Here is a 17013-nt window from a genome sequence, read left to right as displayed (position 1 = left end):
GGACATCGTCCGCGATCTGACCCTAAGCCGCGACAAGTCCGGTGATGTGCTGCGCCAGCCGGAGGCCGGTGATCGGCTTGTTGAGGAAGATGATCGAGGGGTCCGCCTCATGCATGAGGGAGCGGATGGCGCTGTTGCCCGCATAGCCACTGAGCAGGATCATCGGGAGCTGCGGACAAAGATGCTTGGCCTCCTTGATGAGGGAGACGCCATTCATGCCCGGCATGGAATAGTCCGTGATCAGCACATCCAGCCTGTCCGGCTGCTGCAGCCGGACCAAAGCCGCCTGCGCATCGGCGATCTTGATGACCTCGATGTCGCAGAGGGTGAGCTGGTCCGCCAGCACGTCCCGCACCGTGTCTTCGTCATCCACCAGCAGAGCGCACAGGCGCCGCGAAAAGACGGGGCTGGCTGTCTCTGCCACCTCGGCCGCACAGGCGGCGGCCGTGCTGTCGGCGGCAGGCAGCCAGAGCGTCACGGTGGTGCCCTGCCCCGGCCTGCTTTCGATCACCATCCGGCCGCCCGATTGCTCGGCGAAGCCACGTGCCATGGCGAGACCAAGGCCGGTGCCTTTGCCGACCGCCTTGGTTGTGAAGAAGGGTTCGGCCGCATGGGCGAGGGTTGCGGGGTCCATGCCATGACCGGTATCGGCAACTGAGAGGCGCAGATACCAGCCGGGCGGCAGACCCGTTCTGTGATCCGGCCCGACGCGGTCCAGCACAGACGAGAGCGTTATTTCACCTGCCGCCGCCATCGCATCCCGCGCATTGGCGGCGAGATTGATCAGAACGGTTTCCAACTGGCCCTTGTCCGCCAGCACGGGCGGCAGTTCAGGCGCGAGATCCAGCCGCAGCGACATGGCATCGCCCATGCTGTGGCTGACGACATCGCGCAGCCCCGTCAGCAGGGGCCGAAGATCCAGCGCCTCGGCCCGCAGCTCCGCCTGGCGGGCAAAGGCCAAAAGCCGTGCGGTGACCGACGCCCCCCGTTCCGCCGTGCCCTCGATGACCCCGGCATAGCGGGCGACTTTCTCGGTCTCATGCGGGCGCTGGGCGATGACCGAGGTGGCGCCGAGAATAATCTGCAGCATGTTGTTGAAATCATGCGCGATGCCCGCGGCGAGCCGGCCCAGGGCGGCAAGGTTTTCAGCGCGGGCGAGCGAGGCCTGAACCGCCTCGCGGGCCTCAATCTCCTGGCGCACACGGTCTTCCAGGGCGCCGTTGAGCGCGCGCAGCTCGGTCTCTGCCGTGCGCAGCCTTTCGAGCGTGATGCGGTCTTCGGTGATATCCCGCATGGCGCCGAAGACCCGCACCGGCATGCGGTCGACAAAGGTCACGCGGGCGCGGGAGCTGATCCAGCGTTCCTCGCCGTCATGCGCGCGGCGGATGCGGTAGGTGGCCTGATAGATCTGCGTGCCGTCGGGGTCGATCGCCGCGGCCCAGGCGGCGCGATAGACCGCAACGTCATCCGGGTGCAGCATGCTGACGAACAGCTCGCGCGTCATCTCGACCGTGGGCGGCAGGCCGAAGATGGCTTTGGTCTGCGCCGGCCAGAGCTTGGTGCGGGTGATCTCGTCCCAGCCCCAGGCGCCGGTATGGGCGATCTCAAGCGCGGCCTGCAGGGCTTCGGCTTCCGTGAGCAGATGGAGCGCGCCGTCGGCGCCTGCCTGCCGCAGGTCTGCCGGAGACCGCAGAGGATCAGAAAAAGACGTCATCGCGAATGCCAGCATCAATGTCCCAGGGCGGAGCGCTGGCGCCTTCTAAATCCGACCGCTCTTTCGGAATGGTTAACTGCTTTGAAGTTTTTGTGAGGTGGGGGGGGCCTCTGCCATTCGTTGTCCGGGACCCGGCGTGATCTGTCCTTGGGACCGAGACAGCCAATCGTGTTCCATTGAGTGTCGGAGCGACATCCGAAAGCATGGAGCCTCTATATCAAGGTCCGGCACATAAACATGTTTCTCTACCGATATCGTCTAGGCCTTGAGCAAACCTCTGCAGCAGAACGCGCTTGGCGCACGGCCTTCATGACGCAGCATCATGCGAAGGCTGCGATCGTCTTCCTTTAATCTCCTGACCCGGAATCCCCCGCCCCAGAATCCCCTACCCCATGGTTTGATCCGTAGAAACCGTTGTCACCACCAATCGGTGTGACTGGATCTGGCGCAGGCTCCTCGACGGGTTGATTGTATTGCCGGTCGTTGTACTCCTCGATGGCCTTACTCGGGTCCTCCGCGTTGCTGTCGCCTCCGCCGAGGCCAACCCGACCGACGCGCTCAAGGCCGCTGAGAGCAGCGCGATCACAAGCCTGACGCTCTACCTACTCACCGCGGCGCCCGGCAACGGCGTCACCCCGGCCGCGTCGTAAGGAGACCAGCAATGGACTTCACCCCCATCCTGCAACCTCTCGCCGAGGGGGCCCGTCACCGCGGGGCCGGCCTCGCCATTACGGCAGGCGTTGGCTTTGGCCTGAAGTGGCTCAGCGCCCATCTTGCGGTGCTCCGCACCACCGAGAATCAGAAGCTGATCGTCGGCGCCAATGCGATAGTGCAGGCAGCGGCACAGAATGCCTCGTCCAAGATCGTCGCCGACATCCAGGCAGGGCGGCTTGATCCCACGAACCGGGCCGGCCTGGTCATGGCTCTAGTAGATACTTCCTCAGTTTGTCGCGCGACAAACCCCCGATAGCCACTAACTCCAGCTGCGACTGCCACAAATATTGCTGCCGTTGCCGATACCATAATTACAGTTTGGCTGCCTTAGGTGATCCTACTTTGGTGGCAATCCGATCTCCTAGACCCTCCGCAAAATAACAGTCAGTGTAGCAAGCACAGAATTCTTCGACTTTTTGCGCATTTTGTCTAATGCTTCGCTTGCGAACTCTCAACATAGCTTGATTTGAGTGTTCAGAACTATTCTTTCGGAACTGGTCTCCCACGCAACAACCCTCGAAGATTCACTAAAGGCACGAGTCCTCTGTGCATTGTAAATCCTCTGTATCTGTGTTTCTTATTGAAACTGAAAGTCATCTCCGAGGCTGGCCCTTGCCAATCCGGCCAGTTGAGATGGCCTCCCATCATAGCGTTAATCCAGAACTCTCCATAATCTTGCTTTGCAAGAACCTTCGAAAAACAAAAGCGCATGCGTCTGCAATCTGTATCAGGGGCGCCTCTTCTTTGGTAACAAAGTGGATCGTATCAATTATCCTGTCCACTTTCTTAGACCTCGTCTGAAGTATCTGGCCCCGAATTTTTTCTTCTTCCGTCAAATGTATGAAATCCGGATCGGCCGGTGTCCCATCGTTGGCTCTCACCATATCCAGAATCAATTTGAGTTTTTGTCTCTTTTCGGGAACGTCTTCGGCCACCACAGTAGCTATCTCGTTCTTTTTTCCCCAGTCCTGAACATATTTGTTGGATCGCCACAAGCAGGCTGCAAAAGCCATTAAATGATCAGAATCTGACTTTGATAGCCGTTCAATTGCTGACAAAGAATCTCGGCGGACTTTGCCAAGGGATATTGCCAATCCGAGCTCTCGGGGCAACGAGACCATTGCGCTAATAAAGGCTAAGCGCTCCTCCATCGGCCATTCATCTCGGTATCGCTTATCTCCCCAGACAGACTTCGCGTGAAAAATAAAACCTTCTCTGAATTTTTCGGGGACAAACTCTTTGATTAACAGCCGAACATGTTCGGCTGCTTTCGACCATCCGTCGTCAGCCTGTATTATTATTCCTATCACAACCGTAACGGGCTCATTCTCTGCAGTCCCAGCCTCGTCTACGTAGATATAATACATTGGCATATCCCGTTTGCTTAGCCTGCTTATATTAGGGCATTTCCTCGGCAGAAATTTATACTTCGGACAATCATAGCTCACAGGCGACGTGCAGTCCTTGGGACCATACCGACTGCGGCAAAGTCGTCGCTCGAGCTCGATCAGGGGCATTGCCCCAGTAGCGTCACCCTAACTTGTCGGCGAAATCTCCCGGATCTGGCCTCGCACCGGCTGTCGTGGAAATTCAGGTTATGCACCCTGGCCGCGGCGCATGCCCTGCGAAACATCCAATCCAGGGTGGCCGTCGCCTTCAGAACCACGCGTCTTTGCCAGCAAAGTAGCGCCCGGTCGCTCCGGCGGCCGGGCTTGTTTCTTCACTATCCGTATGGCCGGCTGTCACCGAGGCTTGTACATGGCACTCAGGTCCTCGGCCGTCCTGAGAGCCACCGGCGGCTTTGGTTTGATCTCATATCCTTGGCGCAGCGCCTCTAGCACACGCTCTGCCAGCAGCTTGGCGCCGAGGCTCGCTGTATCCGCGTCGGCGCGCTTCCGGCCGCGATACAGCAGCGCGTGCGAGATGGTGTGCAAGATATCGTCGTCGCTGCGGCTGGGCGTGCGCGGTTCTGGCTCGGTTGTCAAGTGAGAACATTATCGGAACATCTGGCGACAGGCGAGTCCAAACCCAACACGCGCAGGCGACCCAAAAGGTGACACAGTGAGCATCAAACTGGCTCACTTTCAGCGGACATCGATTTTGGAAAGTTGCAGTCTGCTGGCGGAGGGGATGAGATTCGAACTCACGGTACAGGTTGACCCTGTACAACGGTTTAGCAAACCGCCGCCTTCAGCCACTCGGCCACCCCTCCGCCGGGAGAAGCAAACCATTACACGACGTTTGCAAGCCTCTTCTAGCGGCGGCCCCCGGCCCGGTCAATGCATCCCGAACCCGGCCCATGCGGGCCGGGATGCATAGCTGAATGGCAGGCGCGCGCGCGTTTTACAGCTTGCGCTTGATCGCCTCGTTGACCAGCGCGGGGTTACCCTTGCCGGCCATCGCCTTCATCACCTGGCCGACGAAGAAGCCGAACAGTTTTTCTTTGCCGGCCTTATATTCCGCCAGCTTGTCCGGGTTGGCGGCGAGCACGGCATCCACCGCCGCGTCGATCGCGCCGGTATCCGTCACCTGCCGCAGCCCCTTCGCTTCGACAATGGCGGCAGCCGTTTCGCCCGTCTCCATCATCGCCTCCAAGACCTCCTTGGCGATCTTGCCGTTGATGGTGGCGTCGGCGATGAGGTCGAGCAGGCCGCCCAGCGTCTCGGCCGAAATCGGGCTGGTCTCGATGGTCTTGCCCAGCCGGTTCAGACCCGCGAAGAAATCCCCCAGCATCCAGTTCGATGCGGCCTTGCCGTCGCGGCCACGCGCCAGCGTCTCATAGAAATCAGCGGTCGCCTGTTCCATCACCAGCACGCCTGCATCATAGGCGGGGATGCCGTATTGGCTGATGAAGCGGGCCTTCTTGGCGTCCGGCAGTTCCGGCAGCGCGGCCGCGAGACCATCCACCCAAGCCTGTTCGATCACCAGCGGCAGCAGGTCGGGGTCGGGGAAGTAGCGATAGTCATGCGCGTCTTCTTTGCTGCGCATGGACCGCGTCTCGCCCCGCGCCGGGTCGTAGAGCCGCGTCTCCTGGTCCACCGTTCCGCCGGATTCCCAGATCTCGACCTGACGGGCGGCCTCAACCTCGATCGCCTGCATGACGAAGCGCACGGAATTGACGTTCTTGATCTCGCAGCGCGTGCGGAAGTCTTCGCCGGCCTTGCGGACGGACACGTTCACGTCAGCGCGCATGGAGCCTTCCTCCATATTGCCGTCGCAGGTGCCCAGGTAGCGCAGAATCGTCCGCAGCTTACGCAGGTAGGCGCCCGCTTCCTCGGGCGAGCGCATATCGGGCTCGGACACGATCTCCATCAGCGCGACGCCGGCGCGATTGAGATCGATGAAGGACTGGGCGGGATGCTGATCATGCATCGACTTGCCGGCGTCCTGCTCCAGATGCAGGCGGGTCACGCCGATCTGGCGTAGCTCGCCACTGTCCAGCTCGATATCGATCACGCCCTTGCCCACGATCGGATGGGCGAACTGGCTGATCTGATAACCCTGCGGCAGATCGGCATAGAAATAGTTTTTGCGGTCGAAACGGCTGACCAGGTTGATCTGGGCGTTCAGGCCGAGGCCCGTGCGCACCGCCTGCGCCACGCATTCGCCGTTGATGACCGGCAGCATGCCGGGGAAGCCGGCATCGACGAAGCTCACATGGTCATTCGGCTCGCCGCCATAGGTGGCGGAGGCGCCGCTGAAGAGTTTCGCCTTGGAAATCACCTGGGCATGGACTTCCAGCCCGATGACGAGTTCCCAGGGGCCGGTGCGGCCTTCGATGATATAGGACATTACGCGGCCTCCCCCGCACGGATCTGGGGCTTGGCGGTGAAGCCGGCTGCCCGCTCCAGCGCGGCGCCGACGGCGAATACCGTCTCCTCGTCGAAATGGCGGCCCAGGACCTGAAGGCCCAAGGGCAGGCCCTGCGCGTCCAGCCCGGCAGGGACCGACATGCCGGGGATGCCGGCCATGGAGGCGGGCACCGTGAAGATATCGTTCAGATACATCTGCACCGGGTCATCGGCATTCTCACCGATCGCAAAAGCCGCCGAAGGCGCCGTCGGCGTCAGCAGCGCATCGACCTGGGTGAAGGCGTCGGTGAAGTCTTTCAGGATGAGCGCACGAACCTTCTGCGCCTTGAGGTAATAGGCGTCGTAATAGCCGGCCGAGAGCACATAGGTGCCGATCAGGATGCGCCGGCGCACTTCCGGCCCGAAACCCGCCGCGCGGGTCTCCTCATAGAGATCGGTCAGATCATGCGCGGGCACGCGCAACCCGTAGCGCACGCCGTCATAGCGCGCGAGGTTGGAGGAGGCCTCGGCCGGCGCCACGATATAATAGGTGGCGAGACCGTATTTGGTATGCGGCAGGGAGACGTCGACGATCTCGGCCCCCTGCTGGCGCAGCCAGTCCAGCCCCTGCGCCCACAGCGCTTCGATCTCGGCCGGCATGCCGTCGGCGCGGTATTCGCGCGGCACGCCGATTTTCAGACCCTTCACGCCGCGCTGTGTAGCCGCCGCGAAATCCGGCACCGCGCGGGGCACGCTGGTGCTGTCCTTGGGGTCATGGCCCGCCATGGAGCCGAGCAGAATGGCGGCATCCTCCACCGTGCGGGCAAAGGGACCGGCCTGATCGAGCGAGGAGGCATAAGCCACGATGCCGTAGCGCGAGCAGCGGCCATAGGTCGGCTTGATGCCGACGATGCCGCAATAGGCGGCGGGCTGGCGGATGGAGCCGCCGGTATCCGTGCCCGTCGCGGCGAGCGCCATGCCCGCGGCGACCGCGGCGGCCGATCCGCCGGAGGAGCCGCCCGGCACCAGCGGCGTGTCGCTGCCCGTGCGCTGCCAGGGATTGATGGTGGCGCCGAAGGCCGAATTGGTGGTCGCCGAGCCCATGGCGAATTCATCGAGATTGAGCTTGCCCAGAAACACCGCGCCGTCGCGCAGCATATGGCGTGTCACCGTGCTCTCATAAGGCGGCACGAAGGGCTCCAGAATACGGCTGCCCGCCGTGGTCGTCACGCCCTGGGTGCAGAACACGTCCTTGATGGCGACCGGCAGGCCGGTCAGCGGACCAGCATCGCCGCGGGCGAGGGCGGCATCCGCGGCATCGGCCTGGGCCAGCGCCTGATCGCCCGTCACGGTGATGAAGGCATGCAGCTTGGGGTCCAGCGCCGTGATGGCGTCCAGATGCGCCTGGGTCAGCTCACGGGAGGAGATGCTGCGGTCGAGCAGCGCCGCGCGAGCGCTGGCGAGGGTGAATTCCAATGTCATCGTCTTATTCCACGACCTTAGGCACGGTGAAGAAAGGCCCGGAACGGGCGGGGGCATTGGCGAGCACGGCCTCGGTCTGATGGCCGTCGGTCACGACATCCTCGCGCATGGTCATCGCCGCCGCACCGATATTGGCCAGCGGATCGACGCCGGAGACATCGACCTCATTCAGCTGTTCGATCCAGCCGATGATGGAACCAAGCTCCGTTTGCAGTTGGGCGACATCCTCATCGGCCAGGCGGATACGCGCCAGCCGGGCGATGCGGCGGACGACGGCAGGGTCGAGCGGGGCGGATGAAGAGGCCATGGAGCAAAAAGGGTCCTTGGGGTTTGAAGTGCGGCGGACCATAAAGGCCGCCATGACAGTCATCAACTTCGAGGACCTATGCGCGGGGCTCGCGCAGGACGAACGGCTGATCGGCCTCGACCCCGGATCGAAGACGATCGGCGTTGCGCTATCGGATGTGCGGCTGAAAGTCGCAAGCCCCTTCGGCAGCATCACGCGCGGCAAGATGTCCGGCATTGTGGAACAATTGGGCCGCATCATCCTGCGCGAAGGCGTGGGCGGGCTGGTGATCGGCCTGCCTTTGGGCGAGGACGGCCGCATGGGCCCGGCCGCCCAGGCGGCGCGCGACTGGGCCTGGTCGGTGTCGGGCGCGATCGGCCTGCCCGCGGCCTTGTGGGATGAGACGCTGACCACGGCCGAGGTGCATGAGGTACTGATCGGCGAGATGGATATGAGCCGCAAGCGCCGGGCGGCGGTGGTGGACCGGATGGCGGCGGCCCGCATTCTGCAATCCGCGCTCGATTCCCGCAGTTAGGCCCAATCCGCGGCCTGGGTGACGGTGACGCCGGGTGGTGGCGTCCCCTGCCCGCCCGGCCCGCCTGTGAGGATGATCCGCCGGATGGCCGGTGGCAGAAATTCAGGCAGGCTGTGTGTGACCAGAACGGTGGCCGTATCCGGCGCGGGCGCACGCCCGGCGGTGAGCGACAGCGCCTGCGGCAGCCAAACGGGTGCCGGCCCCTCCATCCACAGACGATCATCCGGTCTGAGATCTGCCGCCAGCAGCAGGCCGGCGAGCAGACGCGGCGGAATATCGGACCGTCCGGCAAAAGCCTGGACCAAGGCCCGCGCCGAATCGTGGGCCGCGCCGTCGCAAGCCGGAATCGGCGTGCCACAGGCCGCCGCCCAGAGGCGCAGCGCATAAAAGTTCGTGCAGGCCTCTGATTCCATCAGGACCTGTCGCAAAACCGGGGAGGATAGGGTGTCAGCCATGCATCTGATTGTGACAGGTTTCGGAAAGAGGGGGCTTGATCGGCGCCATAAGGCCCGTCTATATGCCGCTCACCGCACGGCGGGGCCATAGCTCAGTTGGGAGAGCGCCTGAATGGCATTCAGGAGGTCGTCGGTTCGATTCCGATTGGCTCCACCACCCCCTGCCGGTAAGATACTGATGATATCAGCCTTACCGGCCCGTGCGGGATTTCCTTCCGTTTAAAATAGTATCGCGCCTCTGCACGCAGTTCCTGGGCCAGGGAAAACGTGAGCTGGCGCCATAGCCGATGTCACGGCGACCTGGGCGCAGGCTGGTTGCCCACGCAAAAGAGCCTGACGTTCTTCGTGCCTGGCTTATGGTCTCACATGGCGGCGAGCAGACGGAATGCGGCGGTTTTTCTGGGGACCCTGGATGTTCAGCCCGGCGACGGTGCTTTGCATCCTCGTGTTGCTGGGATGCGTCTGGGTCCAGGCATCCGGCCTGTTTCTGCCACGGCTCGTGCTGATCTATCTCGGCGGCATCGAGGGCGCGTCGATCGTAGGCGCGCTCGCATGTTCGGCGATCAGCATCAACCGAATATCGCTGTCGGCGCCGGCGGAAACGCAGCCCTATCCCTTGGAGGAGGCCAGCGGCCTATCAGGCAATCCCGATGCCGGAGACGCCTACCCCATGCCGCCGCCTGCACCCGTGCCGGACGAGCCGGCGACGATAGACCAGGATGGCCGGGTCGTCAGTCTGGACCGGTACCGCAAGCGATAACCGGTCGAGGGATTGGCTGTTACCAGCGTGCCAGCCACAATCCCCAGACCAGGTCGGACCCCACCAATGCGGCAAAGCCGTTCCGCCATTTTGATCGCATGAAGCGCCGCATGTTCATTGGTCGGGCCGATGCTGTTGCCACTGCTTTCGCGACAGCGGCGCCACGGTTGTCCGATGGTGCAAGCTACCTTACCAGATCCCGCGATGGACCGTTGAGATGAAGGTGAGCCTGCGGAGCATGGCAGTGGTCCACTGCGGCCGCGCAAGGTCGCCTGTATAGTGCCGGCAGAACAACGAAAGAAGGCAGAGCATGCGTCTCCCGCCCCCTTACGGCTCCGCGCCCCCCGCCCCTTACCAGCGCCTCGTCATCGCCGGCATCGGCGTCCTGGTCGTGGTTGTCGCGCTGGTCGCGCTGAACCCCTTCTATAGCGTGCAGTCCGGCACGGTCGGTCTGAAAACCGCCTTCGGGTCGGTGCAGCCCGAGGCCCTGCAGCCTGGCCTGCATTTCGCGATCCCCTTCTATCAGACGGTCGTCACCGTCTCGACCCAGCCGCAGACCGTCACCAGCGACGAGACGGCGGCGACGCATGATTTGCAGACGGTGCAGACGACGATCGCCGTGACGTTCCATATCGATCCGGCCGAGGCGTCCTACTTCTGGCAAAACTTCCGGTCCTTCGACACGGTCGGGCAGCGCATCATCACGCCCTCCGTCAGCAATGACGTGAAGGCCATCACCGCGCGCTACGACGCGCAGGAACTGGTGACCTCGCGCGACAAGATCGATGCCGAAATCAAGGAACTGGTGGTGGCGTCGCTCGCCCCTTATCACCTGACGGTCGAGAGCGTGAACGTCGCCAATTTCGCCTTCTCCCAGGCCTACGAGCAGGCCATCGAAGAAAAGCAGGTCGCGCAGCAGCAGGCGCTGCAGGCCCAGTATACGCTGCAGCAGACACAGATCAGCGCGCAGCAGCAGGTGGTGCAGGCGAAGGCCGCCGCCAATGCGGCCGTCGAGACCGCCAACGGCAGTGCGCAGGCGACCGTGCTGCAGGCCGAAGCGGAGGCCAAGGCCAATGCTTTGGTGAACGCTTCCTTGACGCCTGAGATCCTGCAACTGCGTGCGCTGTCGCGCTGGAACGGGGTCATGCCGACCTATATGAGCGGCAACACGCCCCTGCCCTTCATCGGGACGGCCGCAGTCAAGTGACGGACGCAACCAGAGGGCGTTGACGTTTCAACGTCCTCCGGCTCTATCACCCCAGTGCGACAATCAGAGAAATCTACCGCCGCGCTGCAGGACCTCGATCTTGTAACCATCCGGGTCTGTCACAAAGAAAAAGCGCGCCAGAGCCTTGCCGTCATGCTCCAGAGATCGCAGCGGCGTGGGCGCCAAGCCCTCGGCCGACAGGCGCGCATGGATTGCCTGCAAATCATCCACCGAGACCGCAATGTGGCCGTAGCCGTCACCCAGCGCGTAGGGTGTCACGCGACCTTTGTTCAGCGTCAGTTCCAGCTCAAAGCTGCTTTCGTCATCGGCGAGATAGATGAGCGCAAAGTCAGGGAAATCGTAGCGGTCACGCAGCCTGAGCCCGAAGGCCTTGGCATAGAAGGCGATCGATCGCGCATCGTCCTGGACGCGGATCATGCTGTGAATGAGTTTCATGCGACGGACTCCCGCAAGGGCCGAATGACAAAGGTCCATCCGTTTAGCACAGTGAAGGTCTTAAGCGGGATAGGAGGCATAGAGGGCCAGACCGCTGTGATCGGCGGCGATACAAAAAAATCTTAATCTTCACTTCCTACACTGGCCTGGACCGCAGGGAGACAGGCCGTGACAGACGCTGAGCGCACGCTGACCGTCGAAAGCATACCCAGCCAGCAGGGCGGCATCTCCGCCATCGGCAGTGCGGCCGCACCCTTTCTCTATTTTGAAAATGCCCCGGCCTTCGGCACCATGAACGGCATCATCAAGGTGACCTTGACCGCGACGCGGGACATGCCGGTCACGAACGGACAGATCGCCTCCGACCATGTCGCCGTTGCCCATCTGCGCATGAACGTGCATGCCGCTCGCGCCTTGAAGGCGGCCTTGGAGGGGGCTCTGCTCCTCGCCTCTCCCACCGCCTCTGACACGCCGAATTGAGCGCGGCGCCCGACTGACGCGGCGCGCGCCTGCTTGTGCCGGCGGTCAGCACTGACCAGATCCCTGAAGCGGCTCATCGCCGCTACAGGAGGAAATCATGGCCACTATCGAGGCCCCGCACGACACAACGGGCGACAAAATCGCCGCCAGCCAAGTCACTGGCAGCACTGTTTACGATCCGGCAGGAGAAAAGCTCGGCAGCGTCTATGACATCGTCATAGACAAGCGCTCGGGCCGAACCGATTACGCGGTTCTAAGCTTTGGCGGTTTCTTAGGGATCGGCGACCGCTATCACCCCTTGCCCTGGCAGCAATTGCATTACGACACGCGCCTCAGTGGCTATGTCGTCAATCTCAACCGCGCGCAGCTCGAATCCGCGCCGAATTATGAAGCGCAGGATATCGGTAGCTGGACGGGCGGCCATAGCCGCGCCATTGACGACTATTACGGCACCAGCACGCCGCCCGGCAGTGGCGATGCCGGCCTGGGCGCGCTGCCGATCCGATAACGCCGTATGATTTGACGCGATGACGGCTGGTGACGGGTTTTGATAAGCCCATCACCAGCCGTTCAATCGAACTAGCCTTCGCCAGCAGATAGAATTGCTAGCTCAATATTATTTACTGAGCGGGCGAGGTCGTGGTGATTGTCGTGGTGCCCGGCTGGCCAGGGGTCAGAACAGGCGGCGGCGGCGGCGTGGTTGTCGTGCTTTCAGTGGTCGTGGTGCTGGTCGGCGGGGGCGGCGGGGCGATCACGCAGCCACCGAGCGAGCCGACGCCCGCCAGAAGTGCCGCACCAAAAGCCAGACGCGCTTTCAATCCACTCATAGTATTATCCTTAATATTGATGTTGATCAATTAACAGATGTCGTGGTGCTGCGGGTCGTGGTGGTGACCGGCGGCGGCACAGGCTGAATGACCGTGGTCGACTGGCCCTGGGAGACCGTGCCATTCGGGCCGCCATAGGTCGTTTGCTGCGAGGTTTCAGAATCGCCATTGGCGTCCTGATATTTCTTCGTCGTCGTCACGCTCAGCGTGCCGCCGGGCGGCGGCACGACGGGCTGTATCATCGGCGGCGGCGGTGCCGGCTGCACCACGACGACAGGCGGCGCCTGCACAGCCGTGGTTGTGCTTTGATAGGTCGTCTGCGCGAAAGCCGGTGCGGCGATAACCGACACACCGATCAAGGCGGCCAGAAATTCTCGTTTCATGATGTCCTCCAACTTCGACAGGCCGAAGCTTTTTTCAGGAACGGATATGTAAGTGACCGGATTTTCTTCAAGTATCGCGGGCAGCGGCAGGACCGGGCGACCGCCGCCTGTCATTGCACCTCTATTATTACAATGACATCAAAGGGTTAACCGCGTTCACCGGCGTCTTTCGGGACGATCTCCCTGGTCGCTTTTGGGGCGGCTCTACTTCACATAGCCGTGTCATGGCACGTTCAGCGACAGTCAAAGCGCCAGAATAGGCGGCCCTATTTTTGCCCTATTTCATGCCGGCAAATCATAACTCGATTTATTCTGCAATTTCACTTAGATCGGCCTCGGACGGCATGCTGTGCGACCGCCTGGCACTCCGGTCCGGGCCTGCCACCTCGCGCAAGCGTGTCCTCTCCGCACCTTCGTGAGCGGCCGTAACAGTCTGAAACTCTCTTTGAATTCCGAATGCCATTTGTTAAGAACGGCGACCATCCTCTTGTTCGCAGGGACACGATGCCGCTTCTTGACCAGCCTCTTCTTCGCGCCTCGCCCTGGTGGCAGCCACGCCACGAAACGTCCCTGATTATCGCGGGTGGACAGAAGCTGGTGGGCACCTATCCGATCAGCGGCGCCAAGAACGCCGTTCTGCCGCTGATGGTCTCGGCCTTGCTGACGCCGCATCTGGTCACGCTGACCAATATCCCGGCCAGCCTCGATGTCGCCGTGCTGGCCAATCTGCTGGAGCGGCTGGGCGTCAAACTGTCCTGGTCGCAAACGGCCGCCGGCCTCTCCGCCACGCTGTCAGCTGACCAGATCCATCCGGCGCGCATCGATGCCGGGCTGGTTTCGCGCATGCGCGCCTCTGTGCTGATTCTGGGCGCGCTGCTGGGCCGCGCCGGCGAAGCCTGCCTGCCCATGCCGGGCGGTGACGCTATCGGATTGCGCGGCATCGACTTTCATATCGCCGGGCTGACCGCCATGGGCGCCGACATCACGCTGGAAGCGGGCACCATCCACGCGCGGGCGCCGCAGGGTCTGCACGGCGCCGATATCCAGATGCCGCTGCCCTCGGTCGGCGCGACCGAAAATCTCATGCTGGCCGCGGTCCTCGCCCAAGGGGAGACCACGATTCGCAATGCCGCGCTGGAGCCCGAAATCGTCGATCTCGCCCTCTGCCTCAGCGCCATGGGCGCGCGGATTGCGGGCGCCGGCACAGACGTCATCCGCATCACGGGGGGTGCCCCCCTGACGGGCGCTGTCCATGCCGTGATGCCAGACCGGATCGAGATCGGCACGCTTGCCTGTGCCGCCGCGATGACGGATGGCGAATTGCACCTGACCCATGCCCGGCTGGATCTGCTGGGCGCGGCACGCCCCGCGTTCGAGGCTGCCGGAATCATGCTGGACGAGGTCGCAGACGGGGTGATCGCCCGCCGCAGCCCTGGCGGGCTGACGGGTATCGCCTTGCAGACACGCCCCTATCCCGGTTTCGCGACAGACCTGCAGGCGCCCGCCATGGCGCTACTGGCCACGGCCGAAGGGGCGAGCGACATCACCGAGACCATTTTCGAGCAGCGCTTTCGCCATGTCGATGAGTTGCGCAAGATGGGCGCGCGCATTCAGGTGCAGGGTCGCGTCGCCTTCATCCGCGGTGCTGCGCGGCTGACGGGCGCGCGGGTGACCGGCCATGATGTGCGGGCGGCCGCCGCCCTGGTGCTCGCCGGTCTGGTTGCTGAGGGCGAGACCGTGCTGGACGGGCTGGACCATCTCGATCGCGGCTATGACGGGATGGTGGAAAAGCTTCAAGCCTGCGGCGCTCATATTCGACGCGCCTGACCATTCCGCGCAGCGCGACAAACGCAAAAAAGGCCGGCCCCGCAAGGGACCGGCCTTTTTTATCGCCGCACCGAGATGATCAGGCGAGGTAGGACGGACGCTGGCTCGGCAGAACCACCGAGTTGCCGGCGAGATAGGCCGGGCGCTGGCTGGGCAGAACAACCGAGTTGCCAGCGAGATAGGCCGGGCGCTGCTGCGGATCGACGCTCTCGTTACGCGCCAGATAGGACGGACGCTGGCTGGGCAGAACGACCGAATTGCCGGCCGTCTGGGCGCCCGCAAGGCTGTGGCGGATGGGGGCGTCGGCCAGGGCTGCGCCGGTCATGCCAAGGGTCACGGCGGCAACGGCCGCAAGGATCATGCTTTTCATACTCAAATCTCCAAGTCGTACCAGCCGCATCTTGCGTCTGGTCTCGACCGCCGTTGGAACACCGGCGATCGGCTTGGGTCTGAGATATCCATTGCGGCAGTGCAGCATAATGCCGCCCCCGCTTATCTTTCTCATGCGCCTGACGCACAAATGTGCAGGCCGCAATCTTTTTATGCACCGCGCGTGGGTCTACGGCCGCCGCTTTCCCGAAGTTTATTTGACGAAAATGCGCAGGCCGCCTCACATCTGGGCCTATCCGCAGTCCCGCGGAAAGGAAGACCCAGCGTGATTTACGAACTCCGCACCTATCACTGCCTGCCCGGACGCTTACCTGCCCTGCTGCAGCGCTTTGAAACCATTACCCTTGGTTTTTTCGAGACATACGGCATTCGCCAGGCCGGATTCTGGACGACTCTGGTCGGCGAGAGCAATCACAGCCTGACCTATATGCTGGCCTGGGAAAGTCTGGCCGAGCGCGAGCAGAAGTGGAACGCCTTCGCGGCCGACCCGGATTGGGGCGCCAAGCGCGCGGAAACCGAGCGCGAAAAGCCAATCGTCGCTTCGATTTCCAATGAATTCCTGACCCCGACCGCGTTTTCCAGCGTCAAATAGCGGCGCTCAGCGAAAGCCCACCAGGCCGGCGAGCGCCGCCGCACCCAGAAACCACAGCGGATGGCGCCTGGTGAGCAGACAGCCGGCGGCCACGCCGGCTGAGAGGGCCAAAGCCCGCCAGTCGACCGCCGCGTCACGCACCAGAAGATAGGCGGCCGCGACCATCAATCCGGCCGTGACCGGCACCAGCCCCGCCTGCACCACGCGCCGCCACTGCCGGTCACGGAAGCGCAGCCACAGCAGACCCATGACATAGGCGAGGGCACAGGCTGGCAGCAGAAAGGCAAGCGTCGCGACCAGCGCGCCTGCAACGCCCGCGACATCCCAGCCGAACAGCGTCACCGCCAGCATATTGGGCCCAGGCGCGGCCTGCGCCAAAGCATAGAGGCGGACGAATTCCGTCGCACTCATCCAATGCTGCTGGTGGACGACTGCCCGCTCCATGGCCGGCAGCGTCGTCGATGCCCCCCCGATGGCGAGGAAGGACAGTTCGGCGAAGATCAGCGCGAGCGTCAGCAGATGGGTCATGCCCGCAGCCTCCAGCCCGCCAGCGCCATGCTGGCGGGGACGATGACGCAGAGGCTGGGCAGGAAGGGCAGCCGGAACAGGCCGAGAGCGGCGAAAGCCAGGGCCGCAACGCCGAGGCTGAGCGGCGCGGTGCGCAGCGGCATGGCGATCTTGATCGCCGTCGCCAAAATCAGCCCCGCCGCCCCGGCCGACAAGCCGGTCACCATATGGCGCACCGGGGCCAATTCCCCGTAGCGGGCGTAAAGCTCCGCGATGACCAGGACGATCGCGACGGGCGCGCCCAGCAAGCCCAGCAGCGCCGCCGCACTGCCCTGCACACCGCAGACGCGGGAGCCGAAGATGACGGCCAGATTGGCGACATTCGCCCCCGGCAGAAACTGGCACAGGCTGATCAGTTCATTGAAGTCAACCGGGCTGAGCCATTGCCGCTCTTCGACGAGTACCCGGCGGATCATCGGCAGTACGCCGCCGAACCCCATCAGACCCGCTTTGAAAAAGGCACCGAACAAGGCCGGCGCGGAGAGGCGAAGCGGTTGTGTGGGCAAGCTTTGCATGAGGCAAAGCTTCTAGCCCGCCCTGCCCTGCC

The 17013-nt window shown here is 63.1% G+C and carries 21 protein-coding genes and 2 tRNA genes; 9 read left to right on the top strand and 14 right to left on the bottom strand.

Annotated features, from left to right (window positions below; all coding sequences use genetic code 11):
• Window positions 1-22: 22 nt before the first annotated feature.
• Window positions 23-1714 (bottom strand): PAS domain-containing hybrid sensor histidine kinase/response regulator, encoded by a 1692-nt coding sequence (locus AC3G7M_RS11555; protein WP_489212082.1) that lies wholly within the window; start codon window positions 1712-1714, stop codon window positions 23-25.
• Between the two features lie 661 nt (window positions 1715-2375).
• Here AC3G7M_RS11555 and AC3G7M_RS11550 point away from each other — a divergent pair.
• Window positions 2376-2684 (top strand): hypothetical protein, encoded by a 309-nt coding sequence (locus AC3G7M_RS11550; RefSeq protein ID WP_489212081.1) that lies wholly within the window; start codon window positions 2376-2378, stop codon window positions 2682-2684.
• Window positions 2685-3072: 388 nt separating this feature from the next.
• On the opposite strand, the gene AC3G7M_RS11545 is transcribed toward AC3G7M_RS11550, so the two are convergent.
• From AC3G7M_RS11545 to gatC, 6 genes are all read right to left on the bottom strand, one after another.
• Window positions 3073-3795: a DUF3800 domain-containing protein gene (locus tag AC3G7M_RS11545; protein WP_489212080.1), complete on the bottom strand. Its 723-nt coding sequence runs from the start codon at window positions 3793-3795 to the stop codon at window positions 3073-3075.
• Window positions 3796-4170: 375 nt separating this feature from the next.
• Window positions 4171-4413: a hypothetical protein gene (locus AC3G7M_RS11540; RefSeq protein ID WP_489212078.1), complete on the bottom strand. Its 243-nt coding sequence runs from the start codon at window positions 4411-4413 to the stop codon at window positions 4171-4173.
• 134 nt (window positions 4414-4547) lie between these two features.
• Window positions 4548-4640 (bottom strand) — tRNA-Ser (locus tag AC3G7M_RS11535).
• A gap of 131 nt (window positions 4641-4771) precedes the next feature.
• Entirely contained in the window at window positions 4772-6220 is a 1449-nt protein-coding gene (gene gatB, locus AC3G7M_RS11530; RefSeq protein ID WP_489212077.1) for an Asp-tRNA(Asn)/Glu-tRNA(Gln) amidotransferase subunit GatB, read from the bottom strand.
• Entirely contained in the window at window positions 6220-7701 is a 1482-nt protein-coding gene (gatA, locus tag AC3G7M_RS11525; RefSeq protein ID WP_489212075.1) for an Asp-tRNA(Asn)/Glu-tRNA(Gln) amidotransferase subunit GatA, read from the bottom strand. Before gatA ends, gatB begins: the two co-directional genes overlap by 1 nt.
• A gap of 4 nt (window positions 7702-7705) precedes the next feature.
• A complete protein-coding gene (gatC, locus tag AC3G7M_RS11520) occupies window positions 7706-8008 on the bottom strand; it encodes an Asp-tRNA(Asn)/Glu-tRNA(Gln) amidotransferase subunit GatC (RefSeq protein WP_489212074.1) in 303 nt (100 codons plus the stop codon).
• Window positions 8009-8060: 52 nt separating this feature from the next.
• Between gatC and ruvX the strand changes: the two genes are divergently transcribed.
• Entirely contained in the window at window positions 8061-8522 is a 462-nt protein-coding gene (ruvX, locus tag AC3G7M_RS11515) for a Holliday junction resolvase RuvX (protein WP_489212073.1), read from the top strand.
• On the opposite strand, the gene AC3G7M_RS11510 is transcribed toward ruvX, so the two are convergent.
• Complete coding sequence (locus AC3G7M_RS11510) at window positions 8519-8977, bottom strand: hypothetical protein (RefSeq protein ID WP_489212072.1); 459 nt, start codon at window positions 8975-8977, stop codon at window positions 8519-8521. The genes ruvX and AC3G7M_RS11510 overlap by 4 nt on opposite strands.
• A gap of 81 nt (window positions 8978-9058) precedes the next feature.
• Between AC3G7M_RS11510 and AC3G7M_RS11505 the strand changes: the two genes are divergently transcribed.
• From AC3G7M_RS11505 to AC3G7M_RS11495, 3 genes are all read left to right on the top strand, one after another.
• Window positions 9059-9134, top strand: a tRNA-Ala gene (locus tag AC3G7M_RS11505).
• A gap of 255 nt (window positions 9135-9389) precedes the next feature.
• Window positions 9390-9737, top strand: a complete 348-nt coding sequence (locus tag AC3G7M_RS11500; RefSeq protein WP_489212071.1) for a hypothetical protein — start codon at window positions 9390-9392, stop codon at window positions 9735-9737.
• A 310-nt stretch (window positions 9738-10047) separates the two neighbouring features.
• Window positions 10048-10944 carry a prohibitin family protein gene (locus AC3G7M_RS11495; protein WP_489212070.1) on the top strand — a complete coding sequence of 299 codons (897 nt, stop codon included), beginning with the start codon at window positions 10048-10050 and terminating at the stop codon, window positions 10942-10944.
• Between the two features lie 63 nt (window positions 10945-11007).
• Here AC3G7M_RS11495 and AC3G7M_RS11490 read toward each other — a convergent pair whose 3' ends face one another.
• A complete protein-coding gene (locus AC3G7M_RS11490) occupies window positions 11008-11400 on the bottom strand; it encodes a VOC family protein (RefSeq protein WP_489212068.1) in 393 nt (130 codons plus the stop codon).
• Window positions 11401-11568: 168 nt separating this feature from the next.
• On the opposite strand from AC3G7M_RS11490, the gene AC3G7M_RS11485 reads away from it, so the two are divergent.
• Window positions 11569-11880: a hypothetical protein gene (locus AC3G7M_RS11485; protein WP_489212067.1), complete on the top strand. Its 312-nt coding sequence runs from the start codon at window positions 11569-11571 to the stop codon at window positions 11878-11880.
• A 97-nt stretch (window positions 11881-11977) separates the two neighbouring features.
• Entirely contained in the window at window positions 11978-12388 is a 411-nt protein-coding gene (locus AC3G7M_RS11480) for a PRC-barrel domain-containing protein (protein WP_489212066.1), read from the top strand.
• Between the two features lie 112 nt (window positions 12389-12500).
• On the opposite strand, the gene AC3G7M_RS11475 is transcribed toward AC3G7M_RS11480, so the two are convergent.
• Window positions 12501-12707, bottom strand: coding sequence for a hypothetical protein (locus AC3G7M_RS11475; RefSeq protein WP_489212064.1), 207 nt, complete (start codon window positions 12705-12707; stop codon window positions 12501-12503).
• Between the two features lie 26 nt (window positions 12708-12733).
• Entirely contained in the window at window positions 12734-13090 is a 357-nt protein-coding gene (locus AC3G7M_RS11470; protein ID WP_489212062.1) for a hypothetical protein, read from the bottom strand.
• 504 nt (window positions 13091-13594) lie between these two features.
• On the opposite strand from AC3G7M_RS11470, the gene murA reads away from it, so the two are divergent.
• The gene (gene murA, locus AC3G7M_RS11465; protein ID WP_489212061.1) at window positions 13595-14917 is read left to right on the top strand and encodes a UDP-N-acetylglucosamine 1-carboxyvinyltransferase; all 1323 of its coding nucleotides are present in this window, start codon (window positions 13595-13597) and stop codon (window positions 14915-14917) included.
• 79 nt (window positions 14918-14996) lie between these two features.
• Here the strand turns inward: murA and AC3G7M_RS11460 are convergent, their stop codons facing one another.
• The gene (locus tag AC3G7M_RS11460; RefSeq protein WP_489212060.1) at window positions 14997-15287 is read right to left on the bottom strand and encodes a hypothetical protein; all 291 of its coding nucleotides are present in this window, start codon (window positions 15285-15287) and stop codon (window positions 14997-14999) included.
• 285 nt (window positions 15288-15572) lie between these two features.
• Here AC3G7M_RS11460 and AC3G7M_RS11455 point away from each other — a divergent pair, with 285 nt between their 5' ends.
• Window positions 15573-15899: an NIPSNAP family protein gene (locus AC3G7M_RS11455; RefSeq protein WP_489212059.1), complete on the top strand. Its 327-nt coding sequence runs from the start codon at window positions 15573-15575 to the stop codon at window positions 15897-15899.
• Window positions 15900-15905: 6 nt separating this feature from the next.
• Here AC3G7M_RS11455 and AC3G7M_RS11450 read toward each other — a convergent pair whose 3' ends face one another.
• Window positions 15906-16427, bottom strand: coding sequence for a chromate transporter (locus tag AC3G7M_RS11450; RefSeq protein ID WP_489212058.1), 522 nt, complete (start codon window positions 16425-16427; stop codon window positions 15906-15908).
• Entirely contained in the window at window positions 16424-16981 is a 558-nt protein-coding gene (locus AC3G7M_RS11445) for a chromate transporter (RefSeq protein WP_489212056.1), read from the bottom strand. Before AC3G7M_RS11445 ends, AC3G7M_RS11450 begins: the two co-directional genes overlap by 4 nt.
• Window positions 16982-17013 lie beyond the last annotated feature (32 nt).

The organism is Acidisoma sibiricum (genome assembly GCF_057837225.1).
The sequence above is the reverse complement of the archived record's forward strand: the minus strand, read 5'-3'. Positions and strand labels throughout refer to the sequence as shown.